Genomic DNA, 17,987 nt, shown 5'->3' with positions numbered 1-17,987 from the left:
GCAAGGGATGCCGGTGGATAGAGCATTCGCCGGTACGACACCGGAGAATGATATGTTCGGTCTGATGCAGCCGGGCCAGCTTACGCTGGACGCGCTCCTTTCTCACGCGGCGCGATGGCATGGCCAAACGGAAGTCGTCTGGAACGACAATCATGGCGAGCGGCATCGTTCCACCTATGCGGCATGCCATGGACGCGCGAAGCAAGTGTCGAACGCTCTGCTGGCGATGGGCATCGAGCAGGGCGACAGGATCGCGACGCTGGGCTGGAACAGCGGGCCGCATTTCGAGTCATGGTATGGCGCGGTCGCGATCGGGGCTGTTTGCCATACGCTCAATCCACGGCTGCTGGCGGACCAGGTCGCCTATCTTGTCGATCACGCCGCTGATCGGATCATTTTCGCCGATCGCGCATGCCTGCCGATCCTCCAGGCGATCTTGCCGAAATGCCCGACCGTAGAGCGCGTCATCCTATTCGACGACGAGGACCGCTTGTCGATCGACGGAAGCACAGTCCCGGTCGAAGGTTTCGCCAGACTGATCAGTCAATATGGCGAGGGATGCAACTGGGGCGGTTTCGACGAGCAGTCCGCCGCCGGCCTTTGCTACACGTCGGGCACGACGGGCCACCCGAAGGGCGTCCTCTACTCGCATCGGTCCAACTATCTGCATTCGCTGTTCAGTTGCCAGGCGGATGGCCTGGCCCTGTCGTCCAGGGATACGGTCCTCCTGCTGGTGCCAATGTATCACGCCAACGCCTGGGGTCTTGTCTATTCCGCGCCGATGGTGGGGGCTAAGCTGGTGCTTCCCGGTCAGCACGTCGATGGTGCGACGCTATACGAACTGATCGAAAGTGAGGGCGTCACGTTCGCTGCAGGCGTACCGACCGTCTGGCAAGGACTGCTCAAGCATTGCCGGGAAAGCGGCAATACGCTGACCACCCTCAAACGCGCCATGGTGGCGGGCTCCGTATGTCCCGAAACCATCATCCGAGAATTTATGGAACATGGCGTCGAAATTCTCCACGCCTGGGGCATGACAGAGGCGTCTCCCCTTGCGACGGTTTCCTCGCCTGATCGCGAGATCGCTGCGCTGCCGCTCGAAGAGCGCATTCCTTATATGCTGAAGCAGGGGCGGACCCTGCCGGGCATCGATTTCCAGCTGACGGACGAGCAGGGTCGTAAGCTTCCGCACGATGGAAAAACGCCTGGCCAGTTGCACGTCAAGGGCGAGACGATCGTCGGCGCATATTATGGGCAGGCGGAGACCCGGATACTTGACGATGAGGGTTTCTTCGACACCGGTGACATCGCTACGATTGACGAGCGCGGTTTCATGCAGATCACCGACCGCGCCAAGGACGTCATCAAATCGGGTGGCGAGTGGATCAGTTCGGTCGAGCTCGAAAATATCGCGCTAGGCCACGTGAAGGCCGAGCTTTGCGCGGTCATTGGCGTGCCGCATCCTAAATGGGACGAGCGGCCCCTGTTGCTGATGAAATTGAAATCTGGCCAGACAGCGACCTTCAAAGAGATATCGTCCTATCTGGACGGGAAGATAGCGAAATGGTGGATGCCGGACGAAATCATCTTCGTGTCTGACATCCCTCTGGGTTCGACCGGTAAAATAGACAAAAAGCGCCTGCGCGAGATTTACTGTCGTTAAAGCATGTTGAGATCAGTTTGACCCACCTCGCGATGAACGGCGGGTTTCGGATGAACCTGCCAGTCGAAAAGCTGCTATCGGATGTTATCAATAATAGATGCCGATTTCCCGCGAAATTATCTTAGCTATCTGCCCAAATACAACAGAATAATATGTCAATTTTGTTTTTGCTAAAGTCCAAAATATTCTGAAGTTATTAGCTACTTGTCTTGCTTGCAAAGCGATGGGTTCCGTTCGGCATTACAATGCATTGGGCATACTTCAAGCACAGGAACAAGATCGGTATCGATGTGGCGGTCGAGGCGCTGCGCAACTCCATGAAGACGCGCTCTCGGCGCGCTCTCGATCAGATCTACCGCTATGCGCGGTTCACGGAAACGCCAGATGCGCTGAACCTGCCCGGTGTCAGCGCGGCAACGTCGCTTGCGCTAGGCAACGTCTTCAACAATCAGGAGGCATCGCTCAAGGCTGCCTGGATCATGCAGGCGCCTCGCGCCGGAGACGAGGTCCCTGGCGAAGAGGCAGCAGCGTATATTCAAAGGTTGAGGAGGCGAGAAGCACGGATTTGGAAGCGCCCAGGATGCAAGCCCGATCTGCAAACCTTTTGAGCTGGCGGTCGCGACCAGGACGTTCCCACCCGGCATCGTCGGTCGCCATGTGCCGTCGTGCGTCGCCTCCGCATCAAAATGGCGGGCGATTTCCAAGAGCGCTCCACGGCAGCGAATCAAGTTTGTCATGGCTCAAGGCTAGCAGCAGGCGACAACTCCCGAGGAGCACCTCGCGGCGAGCGTGGCATCGTCGAAATTGGCCTTCCGCGATTACGTGGCGATTACGTAGCCGGATTGCGCCGCCCTGTGAGACGGCGTAATTACGGATAAGTGATTGAAAATATGGTGGACGCACTTGGGCTCGAACCAAGGACCCGCTGATTAAGCACTAGTTGCCTGCAGTCCACTTTGACCGACATGCCAACACAGCGGCCATTCCAGCTTTCGGTGCCCGCAGTCAATACTTGCCGTTGGTTCATATGACGGCTCCATCATCCACTTCAGCCAGATTGTCACGTCCATCGCATTTTCCGGTCACTTTGCTATGATGAGAGGATGTCACTGCTAGAAAACCTCGGGATATCCCTCCCCCTTGTGCAAGCACCAATGGCGGGTGTGTCAACGCCCGAACTGGCCGCCGCCGTCAGTAATGCTGGCGCGCTCGGCTCGATCAGTGCTGCTGCCACCGACGCAGTGGGTGCGCAGGAAATGAGTGCTGGCGTACGTGCCCTCAGCAATCGGCCGTTCAACGTCAATGTCTTTGTCCATCAACCAACGGCGCAAGATTCCGCTCGCGAGGCCGCGTGGCTCGCGGCGATGGCGCCGCTGTTCCAAGAATATGGCGCACAGCCTCCAGCAGCACTTCGTCCGATCTACAAGAGTTTCCTCCACGACGATGAAATGCTTGCGCTGCTGGTGGAAGCCAGGCCAGCTGTTGTCAGCTTCCATTTCGGCTTGCCTGATCCCAAGCGGATCGCTGCGCTCAAGAACGTCGGGTGCGTGCTGCTAGCCACTGCTACCAGCCTCGACGAGGCGCAGGCTGCAAAGGTCGCAGGAATTGATGCGGTTGTTGCCCAGGGCTGGGAAGCAGGTGGGCATCGCGGAATGTTCGATCCCGACGCTCCCGATGCTCGCCTTGGAACCTTGGCGCTTACCCGATTACTGGCGCAACGCGCTGGCCTGCCGGTCATTGCGGCTGGCGGCATAATGGATGGACGCGGCATCCAAGCAGCGCTCGATCTCGGTGCCATAGCGGCTCAGTTGGGCACGGCTTTCGTCGCCTGTCCAGAAAGCAGTGCTGATGCTGCCTACCGCACGGCGCTGGCCGGTCCGGCTGCTATGAAAACAGTCATGACCTCCGCAATTTCCGGACGGCCGGCACGCGGTCTGCCAAACCGCTTCACCCAATGGGGTGAAAATGTCGGTTTGCCCCATCCCGGCTATCCAATGACCTACGATGCTGGAAAGGCGTTGATCGCCGCAGCGAAGGCAGTTGGCGAAACCGGATATGCCGCACAATGGGCCGGACAGGGCGCACCGCTGTCACGGCCCTTACCTGCTACTGAGCTCATCGCACTCCTCGTAGAAGAGTTGCGCTTCCTGGACTGAGAGAAGCCAAAGACCGCCAACAGAGCCGCAGTTCGCGTGATTGGACGATCAGCCCGAGCAGCTGCCGTTCGTTAATTCAGCGAAGAAGCGGAAGAGTAAGCCGCACAAAGAGATCGATACATCATGGTGAAGATTAGGTCTGAATCGATTTTTCGCATCTTCGCGCGCTCATTCCAGTGACCAGTGCTCCTCCCACTTCATGATCAATTTTGGGCTCTGTCTTATCGCGTACAACAATGTGGAGATCGTCATGGCCCGATGGAAATGTGTGTTTCCACGTAAAGTGGGTGGCGGGGTCAGCGCAAGAAATCTAGCGCATTTCCACGGTCGTGCCCCTTTCAGTGTCGCCATTTATTCGGATCTCGTGACCGACCAACCGCCATCTTGATTGGGCGGTAGCGGCCTTTACTTCTTTCGTTGGATCGGTCCAAAGTGTGAAGGAATGATCCCGACGAATTCAGCGGTGGCCGCCATCAACTCCCCGGATGCAGCGTGGAGCATGTTGAGAAAGGCACGCACCGCCGGATTGGCGCGCCGACTTTCCGGCCAGAGGGCCGTGATGTTGTGACGCTCGACAACGAACTCAGAAAGCACAGGAACCAATTCGCCGCGCTTCACGAAGGATGCTGCGGCAAATGATGTAGCCATGCCTATCCCCCCGCCCGCAGCGAGCATCGCGACCACGGCATCGCTGGAATCGACGACCACCCCGGACTTTGGTACGATTTCCATCTCGCGCTCGCCCATGCGAAACGGCCAGCGAAAGGTCTGGCCCGTGCTCTGATAGCGCAAATTTACCGTTTCGTGCACTTCCAGATCGTTGGGATGCATTGGCGTACCGCGCGCATCAAGATAGGCAGGTGAGGCGAAACAGCAGAGCCGGTGCGGCGCAAGCTTGCGCGAGAGAAGGCGGGTGTCGGCGAGATCGCCAATACGTATCGCGACATCGATTCCTTCATCGATTATGTCGACCATACGGTCGCTTAGTCTGAGATCTATAACCAGTTTTGGATGAAGTCTTCGAAATTGCGGTAGTGATGGCGCGATGAGGTGAAGGCCGATCGGCAATGATGCCGCCACTCGCAACGTGCCCGACGGCTCCGAACGTGCGCTCATGGCAGTTTGCTCGATGTCTTCCGCTTCGCGCAGCAGACGAAGCGCCCGCTCGTGCACATCACGACCTTCAGGCGTCAACGTGAGCGAGCGCGTCGTTCGGGTGAACAATGACACTCCCAAGGAACGTTCTAGCCGCTGAATGCTCTTGCTGACCGCTGATGGAGTGATGGAGAGGGAACGGGCTGCGGCGGTGAAGCTGCCCAGCGATCCGGCCCGCGCGAACGCGATAAGTCCCGTCAGGCGATCCAGTGCGATATGTTCCGTCATGGCACTACTAAAGCGCCATTCCGCACAGTTATCAACCTTACTGTTAGATCCTAAATGCCTTTGGAGGATACGAGCCTTGCACGGAGATATGAAAATGAACGATTTGATGAAGGCGGTTCGCCTGCATGCTTTCGGTGGACCAGAAATGCTAAAGTATGAGAACGCGCCGAAGCCTGAACTTGATCGTGGTGAAGTTCTGGTTCGCGTTCATGCTATAGGCGTCAACCCACCAGATTGGTATTTGCGTGACGGCTATCGCACGCTGCCGCCCGAATGGCGGCCCGCAGGCGACTTTCCCATCATTCCCGGAACCGATATCTCGGGAACGGTCGCGGCTGTGGCCGGCGACGTTGGCGGTTTCAAGGTCGGCGATGAGGTTTACTCTATGGTTCGTTTCCCGGAGGGCGTCTTCGGGAGTAGCAAAGCCTATGCAGAATATGTGAACGTTCCGGCGACACAGCTGGGACACAAGCCGCGCGGGATAGATCATGTTCATGCCGCTGCTGCGCCCATGTCGCTTTTTACCGCCTGGCAGTTCCTCATCGACTTGGGACATGACGAGCCAAACCCGGTCATGCCAAACCAACACCATCCGGTGCCGCTTGCCGGCAAGACGGTGATGGTCAATGGCGCGGCCGGCGGCGTGGGACATTTTGCGGTACAGATCGCCAAGTGGAAGGGTGCTCATGTGATCGCAGTGGCGTCGGCCAAGCATGAAAAGATGCTGATGAACCTCGGCGTTGACATGTTCATCGACTACAGGACGACTACGCCGGAGGATCTACGCGACCAAACACTTCGAACTGATCGTGTGCAGCAAGTCTTTGGCCTCGGTTCGGGTCGTGTGCGGATCGGCGGGCACATAGTTTCACCCGAATCCCTCTTCGACTTTCTAAGAGCGACCTTTGACGGCAGAACGGTCCCGATGATGGACGTTGAGGGTGTCGAAGTTGCCAGCAGCGGGGATTGGGATGCGAGTACAGGTGTTGTCGTCAAAGGCGCGGACGGGAGCGTAACTCTGGATTTCGCAGGCCTCCTCCATGATGACCCCGCGATACGCCTCGCTACATTTAGGCGCCTCTGCATCAACACTACACTACCCCACCGCGATGTCTCAGAGTGGTCAAATAAGATTGCCGGGACACCGATAAGCATGGATGAACTCAAGAGTTTGCTCGGCGCGTTCCGCACCGCACCCGAAAGGTGGTTGCAAGATTTTCGAGGAAAGGTGGGCGACCTGACGCTCTCCGACCTGCAGGCGAACGAACGGGCCTATTACGAAGCATTCTTCCAGCTCGGAGCCGGGCTGCCACTCTCGCAGGCTCTTGGCCAAGCAGTCGAACGTCGAGCCGAGCAGGGAAATGTAGCTCATGTGGCCTTCCTGATTGCGCCTCTGGCGATTGCGACAGACTTTGACATAAAGGCGCTAGTCGCGGGTCTGGCCGACAAAGAGGCAGCGGAGTTAGCTTCCGAACTCGCCCAGGCGGGCGACCTCTTCTCCGCAATTGCCGCCTTGCAAATCGTGAGTTCGAGGCTCGGAAGCGACGATTGTGTCAAAGTCGGCACCGAGGTTCTTGATGCCTATCTCGGCACCAGCGAGCGGATGGCGGAGGCTGCTCACGACTTCGTTGCACTAGCCAAATCCGTCATCGGGTCTGCCGATATCAACGGCACATTGTCAGACGCCCCGATTGCTAACCGGCGGTGCGCCTTGCTAGCCCACGCTGGACTGTTGACGCGTGAGTTCTCTAAGCTCGAAGTCAAGCGGCCCAAGTTTCTCGAGATGGTTGAGCGTTGGATCGGCAATTCCTATCGGGTAGCTAGCTTGGTTGAGCGAAGCAGCGAGCGGTGGTGGGTTCGCGAGCGCCTCCATCCGCTCGTCATCGCCGCTCAAGTGCGCATGAGGTTGAGGAACATCATTCGTTCAATTCCTGAAGCCGATCGTCCCGCCGCCTGGTCAGTATATGTGGCCTCGGACGGCGTGGAAGTTCCGGACATAGTAGAGTTTTCAGCTGGTCCGCTCGATGAGTACAGCTCCAACTGGCAGACTCAGACATTCCCATCAGCTGAGCTCGCCTCTGCCATGGACAGTGGCAACATCGTTGGCGATCAAAATGCGCTTTTCAACGCGCTGTTGGCTTTCGAGCAGCCTTCCGATCTTGGTGTTTCGCGTGACAGCGTGATCGCGCTTCTGGAGCGCTCTACGGATGATGCGTTTGCCCAGTCGGTTGAGTTGGCGCTGACTGCCGCCGCGCGATGGAAAGATAAGCTGCTCGCCGAGCGAACCTTCGCTCTTGCATTCGAAAGAAAGGCGGGCGGGAAATGGACATATCGGTCCTTTGCGGAGCTTGCCGTCGCCAGCGCGGCCAGCTCGACCGATGCTGCGGAATACGCGGCAGCGTTGGAGAAGAACCTGCGAACCCTCGTGGAGCGCCGCCTAGCCCCATCCGAAGCTCAAGATATGGTAGGCATCCTCGACGAGCTGCAGGACTTGATGCCGGACCTCGCGTGTCTCCCCACTCTCCGTTCAGCGGCACTACTTGCGTCGTGACGGATCAATACGACGGACGTCATGCGAGGAGTAGAGGTCGTCGAACGACAACGTCTTCTTCCGACGATCCTGCTCTAAAACTGTACAGTTTGAATTCGGTCCAGGAGGCGAAGTAAACAGATGCATGAATGACCGACAGCTTTCAAATGGGCAGCCTTTCGTCAGGGAATGACCGCTTTTCAGGCGACAGCCCAACAACCTTTCTCTCAAACCTCTCGCTCGATTCAGAGTTCCGATACCCACCTGCCGTAGGCAGTTGCGAAGTATCCGAACGTTGCCTCATGCCATTTGTTATCAAGGGATGCGAGAGCTAGGGTTGCCTCGCACAAACTCAGATTGACACGAATGGAACGAGAATGCCCGATCGCGATGGGAGGCGGACTCAAAGCGAGCCGGCAGCGCCCAAGAGGATGGCGAAAACTTATAAGCGGGACAACACGCCCAACGACGAATTTTGGCGATCCCTCAACGAAGTCTGGCGTTCCATGTCCGGAATCTACAATATTTTGGGCATTGTAGTTGCTGTCGTCGCCTGCCTTAATTTCGTGAACTCACTAGGCCACCTTCACCTTTCTACGATTCTGAGCTCCTTATTGGCAACTTACCGTGCCATCGTTCATGGGGCGATCAATTGGGTCACACTTCCGTTCCGCATTCGCCTCCCCGGCTACGTAGACGATTTGCTGTTTTTATACGTTTTGATCGGCGGAAGCTTTATGCGTGCCCGGGCTAGCGAGATTGTTTATCGCGGCGATTGGGATCCCAAGTCCATGTGGGTAATAGCACGTATTTTGATTTGGCCGGAGAGGTGGAATGGCTGCATTAAGATACCTGGCGAGAGCGCAATTCCTCTGAACAGCAGCCGCGTATCTGTTGCTTATAGCCGTTCCCCGGCTTGGTTCCGCCGTGTTCTCGACATGTTACTGTGGCCACGGGTTGCGAGGCAATATTGGCGTCGCCCGCGGGTTTTTCGAAACGAATACCTAGGGACATTTCCATCATTTGAAGTTGGATACCAGCCTGGTCAGCAAAAGATATTTATATACGACCGACGCTACATGTTCGCAGCCCAAATTTCCGCCGTTTTGGCGGCATCGTTATTCGTAGTGTTGATCAATGCGTTTTTATTACCGCCGACGGAGTCAACAAAGGTTGTAGGGGTGCCAGCCACGAAAAATAAATAATCGGGCTACCGCCTTTCGCCAGAATGTCGTGATAATGAACAAAGGGCCAGTTTCGGGAAAACCCATTGCACGCCCTAACGTCCGTTTTGTTAGCGGCAACCGCCGCGCACCCCAAAATCACGTAGGTTACTAAGGAGATCAACGACTGACTGATTTAGGTTGGTTAGTTAATGGGTCCAGCGAAGGTCCAGAGTGTCGAAATGCCACCGTAGTTGGGCTTGGGTCGCGCCGTCGACGTCGTTTACTCGCCGTAATACCGCTTTCCCTTCGATGCGCACAGGCCGACCGTCGTTGTCATTGCCGGTGACAGTGATTGGCGCGTTGTAATAAATCGATCCCGCTGAACCCTCCGTCGTTCCGTCGGGAATGACCACGGAAACTTTCGTAAGGTCAGCAAATATGGCTGCAAAGTCCGCCTTGCTCCACTTCTGCTTATCTGCTGGATTGAGTAGATCCCAAGCCTGCCCGAATTGCTTCAACTCGATCGCCTGCGCAAACGTGAGCAGCATGTTGCGCGCTCCTTTTTCGCCTCGTTCGGCCTGCGGCGTCAATTCAGGCGGTGTAACGCCGGGCCTTGCGCCCTCAGCTTTTTTTGCGGGTATGCTGCCTGATTCCTGCGTCGCTTCTATCGAAGTGCCGTCGACGTTTGAGACTGGCGCTGTGGCGGACTCATTCCGTACTTCTACGGGATGCTGTGAGCGTTCACAGGCTACAAGGAGCAGGGCCAGTACAAGCGCCGCACAGTTTCTTTTCAAGACCATCTTTGTCAAAACGGCCGAGAATTACTGTTCGTTCCGGAAGTTTCACCTTGTTAACGAACGGCAGGTTCCAACGCCCCACAGAATCTGCGATTGGCCGCTATGTTGGCGGTAACTGACACCGATATTTCTGAGCCGGAATGTCGGCTATCCCATTTTCAGTGCTCAGAACCAGACTGTCGCGAATGTCCGACCTTTCGGACGTTGAAAATGCGGCAACCGCACGCTGTTCTATGTCCGCTTCCGGGAAATGGAAAAGCCACCGGGAAGGACCACAAAGGGTCGTCACCGCCCGGGGGAGACCCGGCTCATTATGGCCTAGAAGATTGCAAGTCTGGCACTTCAGTCGACTGTCTGACGCCGCCGCTGAGACCTGAATTCGGTTAAGCGAGCAGCCCTAAGGCACCGTTGCAAGGGCACAGAGTTTGACAAGAACGTTGATCGAAGCCACCGCTATGTTTCTAAGCCAGCTAATCCTGATCGGTGGAAAAGATGCACGTCGGCCCCCTTAAGGTAAAACTGCAACTGCTGTGTGGAAACGGCTTCGCCATGGGGCCAGGTAAAGCTGATCTGTTGGAAGCAATCGAGCGTGAGCGGTCAATATCAGCCGCCGGGCGCGCGCTAGGTATGAGTTACCGGCGTACTTGGTTGCTGGTTGATGAAATGAACCGCTGTTTTCAAGAAAAGCTGGTCGAGACACTATCGGGCGGCGGTCGTGAACGCGGAGCGCGCGTGACGGCCTGCGGTCACAGAGTGCTTGCAGCCTACCGCGCCCTTGAAGCGCAATCGGCTATGATGGCGGAGAGCGACGCGTATGCTGATCTGATTGCGGTGCTGCTTGAAACGCCGCTTCCTGGCAAAGCAGCGCCTGCGTCCGACTGAACGACGCTCCCTCAATTAGTCCTTCTAGTCTGCTGCCAGAACGTAGGTTGCTTCATTTTTCCTTCTCTATATACGACGAGATATCGAGTTCGGTAGGCGACCTCGGTAGCCGGTACGGGGGTTTTATGCGGAAGTGTCTGCTTTCCATGATGTGCACGGTCGTGCCGTTTTTGATCTGCGCACCGGCATCGGCTGAGCCTTCCTCCCCAAGTCCTGCCGCCAGAGGGGAAGCGGCAGACAGCGCAGCCTTGCCCCAGATCATCGTCACTGCCCGTCGCCGCGCCGAAGATGCGCAGTCCGTACCTGTTGCGCTGTCCGTCGTTGGAGGCGATCTGCTCGACAAGTCCTATACGGTGAACACATCCCAGCTTAGCCAACTCGTGCCAAGCCTCAACTACAGTTCAGCTAATCCGCGCAACACCTCCGTCACTATCCGGGGGCTGGGCAGTAGCGTCGTCGCGGTGAGCCAGTCCAATGACGGGCTGGAGCCGGGCGCCGGCTTCTATGTCGATCAGGTCTATCATGCGCGTCCTGCGACCGCCGCCTTCGACTTCACAGATATCGACCGGATCGAGGTGCTGCGCGGCCCGCAGGGCACCTTGTTCGGTAAGAACAGTACGGCTGGCGCCATCAGCATCACCACGCGGCTGCCGAGTTTTACGCCGGAAGCGAGCGAGGAACTCTCCTATGGGAGCGACGATTTCCTGCAGGCGAAAGTGTCGGCGTCCGGCCCGATCAGCGACACGGTTGCGTTCCGCATCTCCGGCGTCTCGACCCGGCGGGATGGCGTGATCCACAACGTCGTCACGGGCCGTGATCAGAACACGTCCAGTAATCAGGCCGCGCGGGGGCAATTGCTCGTCAAGCCTTCCGAAGGCGTGCAACTGCGCCTGATTGCCGACTTCGCCAATTTCGAGAGCAACTGCTGTACACAGGTTTATGTCCGGGTCGCGCCGACGCTTAAAGCCTCCACCCGGCAATATGCCGCGCTGGCGGCGAATGTCCCCGGTGGTCCCTACACCCCACCGAGCCTCAACCCCTATGACCGGCTGACCGACATAGACGCTCCGCTTGGCGTCAAGACGAATGAAGGCGGCGTTGCGGCAATTTTCGACGGGAAACTGGGTGGCGCTAGGCTGACGTTGGTCAGTAGCTGGCGCTTCTGGAACTGGGATGCGGCCAATGATCGGGACTATACGGGCATCCCAATCCAGCTGACCCAGCATATTCCCTCCCGGCAGGACCAGTATAGCCAGGAACTGCGCGTGGCGTCCGATGGGGATGGGCCGCTCAGCTATGTGGCCGGTCTATATTTCTTTCGCCAGAAGATAACGGGGCGGCCCATCTCCATCTACGGTTCGCGTGCGGCCTATTGGCTGCTCTTCAGCGACTCCGATCTGCTCGATGGCTATGGCACTGATGGCCACACCGATTTTCGGTCGGATAGCTACGCGGCGTTTGGCGAAGTCAACTGGCGACTGCTGGAGGCACTGACGCTCACAGGTGGCCTGCGCTACACCTACGAAGAGAAGGAAGGCGTCTATGACACCTTCACCTTCGGCGGACCGGCGACCGTTACACCCGCGCAGCGTAGCAGCCAGCTTTCCATCCTGCGGGGCCAAACCTATTCGGCAAGCGACAAGGACGGCGATATCACCGGCCGAGCCAACCTTTCCTATACGATCTCCGCTGGCGTGCTGGGCTATGCCAGCTATGCACGCGGCGCGAAGTCCGGTGGCATCAACATGGCAGGCCTGCCGCTCGACAATAACAATCTGCCCGCGCTCAAGACGGCTGTGGTGAAGCCGGAGAAAAACGACGCTTTTGAAATCGGGCTCAAGACGCAGACGCTAGACCGGCGTTTGATCTTCAACATCGATGCCTATTACACCACCGTCCGCGACTTCCAGACGAACGTTACCGACACCGGCGCGGCGGCCGCGCTACGTACCTATCTCGCCAACATCCCCAAGGTTCGCGTGAAGGGTGTCGAGGCCGATGCGGTTGCTCAGGTTTCCAACCGCCTCCAGTTGCGCGCCTCGGCAGCGTATGCCGATGGGAAGTATGTGTCGTATCCTGGCGGTCCTTGCCCCATCGAGCGGATCGGCACTGGAACCTCGGCGTGCAATCTTAGCGGCCGGGGGCTTCCCGGACTGCCGAAATGGTCTGTAACGCTGGGCGCTGACTATTCTCATCCCGTCCGGTTATTTGGCAGCGACAGCGACGTAGTGCTGCATGTGGACTCCAGTTCGCGGACCAAAATCTTCGGTGATCCTACAGCTTCGGCCTATACGATCATCAAGGGCTACACCGTCGTAAACGGGAGCATCGGCCTGCGCATTGGACAGCGGCTGGAGGTGGCACTGTTCGCCCGCAACCTCTTCGACAAGCAATATATTCAGAACCTTACCGTTCAGGCTGGCAATTCCGGGTTGATCGTCGGAACACCAAATGATCCGAGCGTAGTTGGGCTGACGTTGCGGGCGAGACAGTAAGATCCTGCATCTGTAGATGCTGCGACATACGTCGCCTTTATCCCATCACGAAACGCGTGCCGACATAGGGTCGGACAATCTTAAGGGGCATCTGGCGAAGTGCCTCCTCAATGAAGATCTCGCCGGTGCAGTGCATGGGAACAATATAATCGGGGTCCATTACCTTGAAGGCCGTGACGGTTTGCCGTGCCTCTTCTTCGGTGCGGGGCCGGACAAGATGGAAGCCGCCGATAACCATATGAACCTTCGAAATGCCGCTGATTGCCTGAGCCCGCCGGACGGAATTCAGGACGCCACGGTGACTGCACGACGCAATCACGACTAGTCCCAGCCCCTTGATCGCATAGCAGGTGGCAAGCTCATGTTCGCCATCGTCGGTGACTTCGGCCAGGTCGCGTTTGTCACTGCGCAGTCTTTGCCGATCGCAGCCGGTTCCTGGCCGCATGCGTGTCGGGATCGCGGTACGCTCGGAAGTTAACAGAGGAATTATACCCGTCGTGAAAGCCTGATCCGCGACGATCCGTGGTTCTGGAGCGATTCGGATATCGTATCCCGCTTTCGTTAGCCCAGCGCGATCAAGAATGCCCATCACCGGTGGCGGATTGCCGATCATCGCGACCCGCTCGCAGAAAGCCTCTTCCCCGCCGACGTAAAGCGGGAGCGGGCGTCCCTTCCTTGCGAAATGTCCGGCCAGCGCAGGAAACCCGCCATAGTGATCGAGGTGACCATGGCTCAGCACGGAAGCGTCGATACTTGATGGATCGATGCCGAGCATGGCCATATTGTTCGCTAACACCTCTGCGGTATAACCGAAGTCCACCAGAATCCGGCGTGCCGCATCTCCGGCTAGCGAGTCCGCGAGCAGCGAAAGGCCGAACTCACCCATCAGAGCCTTGGAAGACATGCGCGTATAGCCTGGGGGATTTCCATTGCCGGCGCGCAGCACCTTCAAGCCGGGAAGGTCCTGATCGGGTAAGAAAGGTCCAAATGTCCCGCTGTCGGTCAGCACGGTCAAGGTCAGCGAATCCACTACAGGTACCTTGAATTGCGGATCCCGCGCGCCCAGCGGCAAGCTGGACATCGCCGCCGCCCCTATAACCCCGGCCAACATCGTTCGGCGCCCTATCGCATCGGTCTTCATCGCCACCTCCGAATTTCACGGAATGTTAACCTATTGGCCGGGCAATTCCTAATGCCTGCATCGGGGATATCGAAATCTGACGTGCTGATCTATCCGGAACAATAATTATGGCAACAATCAGCGAAACTCTATGCCAGAGTATTCTGAGCCGGCCGATGTCACCTTTTGACTGCCTGCTCCCAGCCAGTGTGGCGTATTTAGGTTGGGAAGCGGACGTCAGCAATTGGGAAAGAAGAATTGAAGGCTAAGTGACCGACAAGGGTCGGGTTGCGACTAATAATACTTTGCACCTTACATTCCACCTACTAAAGGGGCGCATCCCCGGGGGGCCGCTCATGCGCGGCTGAGAGGTGGTCAGCAGACCACGACCCGCTGAACCTGATCCGGCTGATACCGGCGTAGGGAGGGCAAGGCGGTATGTCCGTCGTCCCTCCGCGTGGAGTGGACGTGAGACGATGACGATTGATATCATTTATGTTGGCCGGGCCGCACTGGCTACCGCGATGCTATTTGCGGCCCCCGCCGTCTTAGCGGCGGATGGCGACGAACAGGATCGCGCGCCCATAGAAGTTACCGGTTATCCCGACCCGCTGGGGCTGCTGCCCGACCAGAGAGCGCCAAAAGCGATCAGCTCGATCGCAGACGCCTTCATCAGAAAACAGGCCCCGACGCTCAACGCCTTCCAGTTGGTCAACCTTCTGCCCGGGGCGAACGTATCGTCCAGCGATCCTTATGGTCTGTCCGCGACGTCCAGCCTGACATTGCGTGGTCTGGGGCAGGACCAGATCGGCGTGCTGCTGGAAGGTGCACCGCAGAATGATATCGGCTATTATTATGCCTATCCCTCGCAATTCGCCGACGCTGAAAATATGGCACCGACCGTGTAACCCAAAGCTATACCTCGATTGACGCCGATGGCCGGCCGGTGGATAGCTGGGGTTATCAGGACAAGGCGATCCGTACCGCGGACGGGCGCCTGCTCGCTTATGAAAATCAGCGCACTGTCACTGTGACCAAAGGCGTCTTCCTGGCGGACAGCATTGTGCTTACGCCGCGCCTCACCGTCGATGTGGGATTCAAGGGTGTCAGCCTGCTGCGCAATGGCCGCAACCATCTGCCGGGACCACAGTCGAAAGTGCATGTCGACAGCTTCGCCGCCTTGCCCCGCGCGGCGATTCATTATCGGCTGGACGATCGGCAGCAACTGTTCGCCAACATGACCACCAACTTTCGCACGCCTAACGAGTTCGCGCTCTACAACAGCTATTATGGCGGCGAACTGGTCAGCCAAGGCACCGGCGCGCTCAAGAATGAATATAGCGTCTCGCAGGAACTGGGTTATCGCTATATTGGCCCCAACCTGTCCTTCTCGCTGACCGCCTTTCACTACCATTTCCGCAATCGCCAGGTGGCGACGCTGGTCAACAGCGGCGGCGCGCTCGTCAGTTCGACGATTAACGGCGGCAGTCAGAGCGGCTACGGGCTGGATGGTGAGATCGATTATCGTCCCGCCAAAGGGTTCAGCCTTTATGCTTCGGGCGAATATCTGCACACGCGGTTAAACGACGATCTGCTGATGGGCGGCGACCTGTTGCCGACGAAAGGCAAGCGCGCCGTCAGCAGCCCGCGCTTCCAGTTCGGCCTCGGCAGCACTTACGATGTCGGACGCCTGTTCGGTAGCGCTGCGCTCAAATATGTAGGCCGCCAATATGCGACTTTCATGAATGACGAGAGCATCAACCTTCTGGCCTGCGCGCTCTACTTCAAGATCTTCCTAGATGTACGCCTCTATGCAGACATGGTGCTGCAACTGCTGTTCGGCGGCGCGATCATCTATGGCTGGCTCCGCTGGGCACGGGGCCGGGACGATGCGGGAGGGGTCGTGATAATGCCCCTGCCGCTCATGCGCGCCGCCACGACTCTGACGGCGGGTGCGGTGGGTGCCATCGCCATCGGCTATTGCATGCATCGCTTCACCGATGCGGCGCTACCGTGGATGGATGCGGTGCTCAGCAGTTTCAGCCTCGTTGCACAATATTGGACAGCACGCCGCCATGCCGCCAGCTGGCTGCTTTGGATTGCATTGGACATTGTCTATGTCGGCATGTTCACCTTCAAGGGTTTGTGGCTAACTGCCGTCCTCTATGCGGCGATGATCCTATTGGCCTTACTAGGCTACAGACGATGGCTGGCTGCGACGGAAAGACTGCGACAATCCTGAGTAAAGCTGCGCCAAAAGGGCGAAACTAACGCGAGCAATATCGACGGTTCTTGCAGATATCCATTCCGCCCAAATGGGATGAGCGGCGCAGAGAATTTTCATGGCCTCCTCGGACGAATGCGGAAGCTAAAGCCAGTTGTTCAATACCAGGCCGACTTTGCGAGCGGAGTTCCGATGCGCTGGCCCCGTCCCGCTCCAAATCTGTCGATGCTTACCCCAAACCCGGCCCTCACAATGCATTAAACTTGACAGATTAGATTGATATCAACATATTGAGCAGATGCTAAAGTCGGTGCCGTTCGAGACCACAATTGACGTACGCGACACCTGCCTGTGTCTTCATGCGCAGCGTGCCGCCCGCGCTTTGGCGCGAAGGTTCGACACCGCACTTAAACCCGCTGGTCTCACAAATGGACAGTTTTCACTGCTAATGTCACTCAACCGGCCCGCTCCGCCGCCAATGGCACCCGTTGCGCAGTTGCTGGCGATGGACCGGACGACACTCACGGCCGCGATGAAACCGCTCGAACGGCGCGGTCTCGTCGAGGTACATGTCGATCAAGCCGACCGGCGGAGCAGGCTGCTCGTCCTCACGGACGCCGGCCGCGACGCTCTTGCGTGCGCGTTGCCGATCTGGCGCGCCACCCATCAGGCCGTTGAAGCCGAGCTGCATGATCCGGACATACTGCGCCGGGAACTGATCGCACTCGCATAACAAGACGTCGAACCAGAACAAATTGATCAAATGGAGAGGATGATATGCTTCCGGTCATTACCACCTTCGCATGGGTCCCTCCGTTCGCACGGGGCTTCGTCCGCGATATCCGCGCGCGATGGGCCTGCGAGGAAGTCGGTCAGCCCTATGACGTTGAGCTCATCCGCAACGCTAAGATGCCCGAGCATCGCTGCCATCAACCCTTCGGGCAGGTGCCAACGTACCGCGACGATGAGGTCGAGATCTTTGAATCGGGCGCGATCGTGTTGCGTATCGCCGAGCGGGCAGGTCAATTGATCCCGACCGATCCGGCGGCGCGGATCCGTTCGATCCAATGGCTTGTGGCCGCGCTCAATTCAGTCGAGCCGTTCGTCATGGCGATTGCCGTCAATGATATCTTCGAAGCAGACCGTGAATGGTCAAAGGCGCGTCACGCCAAAGTCAGCGAAGATTTGCAAGTACGACTTCATGATCTCGAACTGGCGCTCGACCACAAGCAATGGATCGATGGCGATACGTTTACCATCGGCGATCTGATGCTGATCTCGGTGCTCGGCGGCTTGCGCGGCTCAGGCCAACTGGACAGTTTCCCGAAGCTTGCCGCCTACGTCGAGCGCGGCGAGACGCGGCCCGCGCACCGCAAGGCGATGGCCGACCAGCTCGCGCTATACGCAGAGGATGAAAAGGATGGCTAATCCTGAAGGCATCCTGATTTGGTACGAACTGATGACTACCGACGGCGGCATCCTCACCACCTGAAGGTCAAGTGTAGGGACGTTACCCCAAGATGTGCCGGTCGCCGCCTTCGCGCTGGCCAGCCAAAAGTAAGGAGCAAACA

12 protein-coding genes, 2 pseudogenes and 1 riboswitch are annotated in these 17,987 nt (G+C 57.8%); of the genes and pseudogenes, 11 read left to right on the top strand and 3 right to left on the bottom strand.

Annotation, left to right across the window (positions count from 1 at the left end; translation table 11 throughout):
* The first annotated feature begins 13 nt into the window (after positions 1-13).
* The 3 genes from LQ220_RS21360 (at position 14) to LQ220_RS21350 (ending at position 3,819) form a co-directional block, all read left to right on the top strand.
* Positions 14-1,663, top strand: coding sequence for a long-chain fatty acid--CoA ligase (locus LQ220_RS21360; RefSeq protein ID WP_230190127.1), 1,650 nt, complete (start codon positions 14-16; stop codon positions 1,661-1,663).
* A gap of 245 nt (positions 1,664-1,908) precedes the next feature.
* Entirely contained in the window at positions 1,909-2,271 is a 363-nt protein-coding gene (locus LQ220_RS21355; protein ID WP_230190126.1) for a hypothetical protein, read from the top strand.
* A gap of 495 nt (positions 2,272-2,766) precedes the next feature.
* The gene (locus tag LQ220_RS21350) at positions 2,767-3,819 is read left to right on the top strand and encodes a nitronate monooxygenase (RefSeq protein ID WP_230190125.1); all 1,053 of its coding nucleotides are present in this window, start codon (positions 2,767-2,769) and stop codon (positions 3,817-3,819) included.
* A 405-nt stretch (positions 3,820-4,224) separates the two neighbouring features.
* Here LQ220_RS21350 and LQ220_RS21345 read toward each other — a convergent pair whose 3' ends face one another.
* Positions 4,225-5,202 (bottom strand): LysR family transcriptional regulator, encoded by a 978-nt coding sequence (locus LQ220_RS21345; protein WP_230190124.1) that lies wholly within the window; start codon positions 5,200-5,202, stop codon positions 4,225-4,227.
* A 94-nt stretch (positions 5,203-5,296) separates the two neighbouring features.
* Here LQ220_RS21345 and LQ220_RS21340 point away from each other — a divergent pair, with 94 nt between their 5' ends.
* Entirely contained in the window at positions 5,297-7,753 is a 2,457-nt protein-coding gene (locus LQ220_RS21340; RefSeq protein WP_230190123.1) for an NADP-dependent oxidoreductase, read from the top strand.
* 356 nt (positions 7,754-8,109) lie between these two features.
* On the top strand, positions 8,110-8,937 hold the full coding sequence (locus LQ220_RS21335; RefSeq protein ID WP_230190122.1) for a hypothetical protein: 828 nt from the start codon (positions 8,110-8,112) through the stop codon (positions 8,935-8,937).
* Positions 8,938-9,104: 167 nt separating this feature from the next.
* On the opposite strand, the gene LQ220_RS21330 is transcribed toward LQ220_RS21335, so the two are convergent.
* Positions 9,105-9,446, bottom strand: a complete 342-nt coding sequence (locus LQ220_RS21330; protein WP_230190121.1) for a hypothetical protein — start codon at positions 9,444-9,446, stop codon at positions 9,105-9,107.
* Between the two features lie 741 nt (positions 9,447-10,187).
* Here LQ220_RS21330 and LQ220_RS21325 point away from each other — a divergent pair.
* Positions 10,188-10,577: a LysR family transcriptional regulator gene (locus LQ220_RS21325; protein WP_230190120.1), complete on the top strand. Its 390-nt coding sequence runs from the start codon at positions 10,188-10,190 to the stop codon at positions 10,575-10,577.
* Between the two features lie 125 nt (positions 10,578-10,702).
* On the top strand, positions 10,703-13,072 hold the full coding sequence (locus LQ220_RS21320) for a TonB-dependent receptor (RefSeq protein WP_230190119.1): 2,370 nt from the start codon (positions 10,703-10,705) through the stop codon (positions 13,070-13,072).
* Between the two features lie 37 nt (positions 13,073-13,109).
* On the opposite strand, the gene LQ220_RS21315 is transcribed toward LQ220_RS21320, so the two are convergent.
* Positions 13,110-14,213: an MBL fold metallo-hydrolase gene (locus LQ220_RS21315; RefSeq protein WP_230190118.1), complete on the bottom strand. Its 1,104-nt coding sequence runs from the start codon at positions 14,211-14,213 to the stop codon at positions 13,110-13,112.
* A gap of 312 nt (positions 14,214-14,525) precedes the next feature.
* Positions 14,526-14,635, top strand: a riboswitch (TPP riboswitch).
* 81 nt (positions 14,636-14,716) lie between these two features.
* On the opposite strand from LQ220_RS21315, the pseudogene LQ220_RS21310 reads away from it, so the two are divergent.
* The 4 genes and pseudogenes from LQ220_RS21310 to LQ220_RS21295 form a co-directional block, all read left to right on the top strand.
* Positions 14,717-15,951, top strand: a pseudogene (locus tag LQ220_RS21310) (TonB-dependent receptor); the annotation flags it as partial.
* Positions 15,949-16,434 (top strand): annotated as a pseudogene (gene pnuC / locus LQ220_RS21305) (nicotinamide riboside transporter PnuC); the annotation flags it as partial. The pseudogenes LQ220_RS21310 and pnuC, both read left to right, overlap by 3 nt.
* A 280-nt stretch (positions 16,435-16,714) precedes the next feature.
* Positions 16,715-17,149, top strand: a complete 435-nt coding sequence (locus LQ220_RS21300) for a MarR family winged helix-turn-helix transcriptional regulator (protein WP_290369078.1) — start codon at positions 16,715-16,717, stop codon at positions 17,147-17,149.
* 44 nt (positions 17,150-17,193) lie between these two features.
* Positions 17,194-17,844, top strand: a complete 651-nt coding sequence (locus LQ220_RS21295; RefSeq protein WP_230190116.1) for a glutathione S-transferase family protein — start codon at positions 17,194-17,196, stop codon at positions 17,842-17,844.
* Positions 17,845-17,987 lie beyond the last annotated feature (143 nt).

The sequence above is a fragment of the Sphingobium sp. CECT 9361 genome, from assembly GCF_918741285.1.
Classification (GTDB): Bacteria; Pseudomonadota; Alphaproteobacteria; order Sphingomonadales; family Sphingomonadaceae; genus Sphingobium.
This window is presented reverse-complemented; position numbering and strand designations above follow the sequence as displayed.

Bases quoted from the DNA above. Each gene is read 5' to 3' on its own strand.
- LQ220_RS21355 (WP_230190126.1), top strand. From the start codon at position 1,909: ATGCATTGGGCATACTTCAAGCACAGGAACAAGATCGGTATCGATGTG.
- LQ220_RS21350 (WP_230190125.1), top strand. From the start codon at position 2,767: ATGTCACTGCTAGAAAACCTCGGGATATCCCTCCCCCTTGTGCAAGCA.
- LQ220_RS21345 (WP_230190124.1), bottom strand. From the start codon at position 5,202: ATGACGGAACATATCGCACTGGATCGCCTGACGGGACTTATCGCGTTC.
- LQ220_RS21340 (WP_230190123.1), top strand. From the start codon at position 5,297: ATGAACGATTTGATGAAGGCGGTTCGCCTGCATGCTTTCGGTGGACCA.
- LQ220_RS21335 (WP_230190122.1), top strand. From the start codon at position 8,110: ATGCCCGATCGCGATGGGAGGCGGACTCAAAGCGAGCCGGCAGCGCCC.
- LQ220_RS21330 (WP_230190121.1), bottom strand. From the start codon at position 9,446: ATGCTGCTCACGTTTGCGCAGGCGATCGAGTTGAAGCAATTCGGGCAG.
- LQ220_RS21325 (WP_230190120.1), top strand. From the start codon at position 10,188: ATGCACGTCGGCCCCCTTAAGGTAAAACTGCAACTGCTGTGTGGAAAC.
- LQ220_RS21320 (WP_230190119.1), top strand. From the start codon at position 10,703: ATGCGGAAGTGTCTGCTTTCCATGATGTGCACGGTCGTGCCGTTTTTG.
- LQ220_RS21315 (WP_230190118.1), bottom strand. From the start codon at position 14,213: ATGAAGACCGATGCGATAGGGCGCCGAACGATGTTGGCCGGGGTTATA.
- LQ220_RS21300 (WP_290369078.1), top strand. From the start codon at position 16,715: ATGCTAAAGTCGGTGCCGTTCGAGACCACAATTGACGTACGCGACACC.
- LQ220_RS21295 (WP_230190116.1), top strand. From the start codon at position 17,194: ATGCTTCCGGTCATTACCACCTTCGCATGGGTCCCTCCGTTCGCACGG.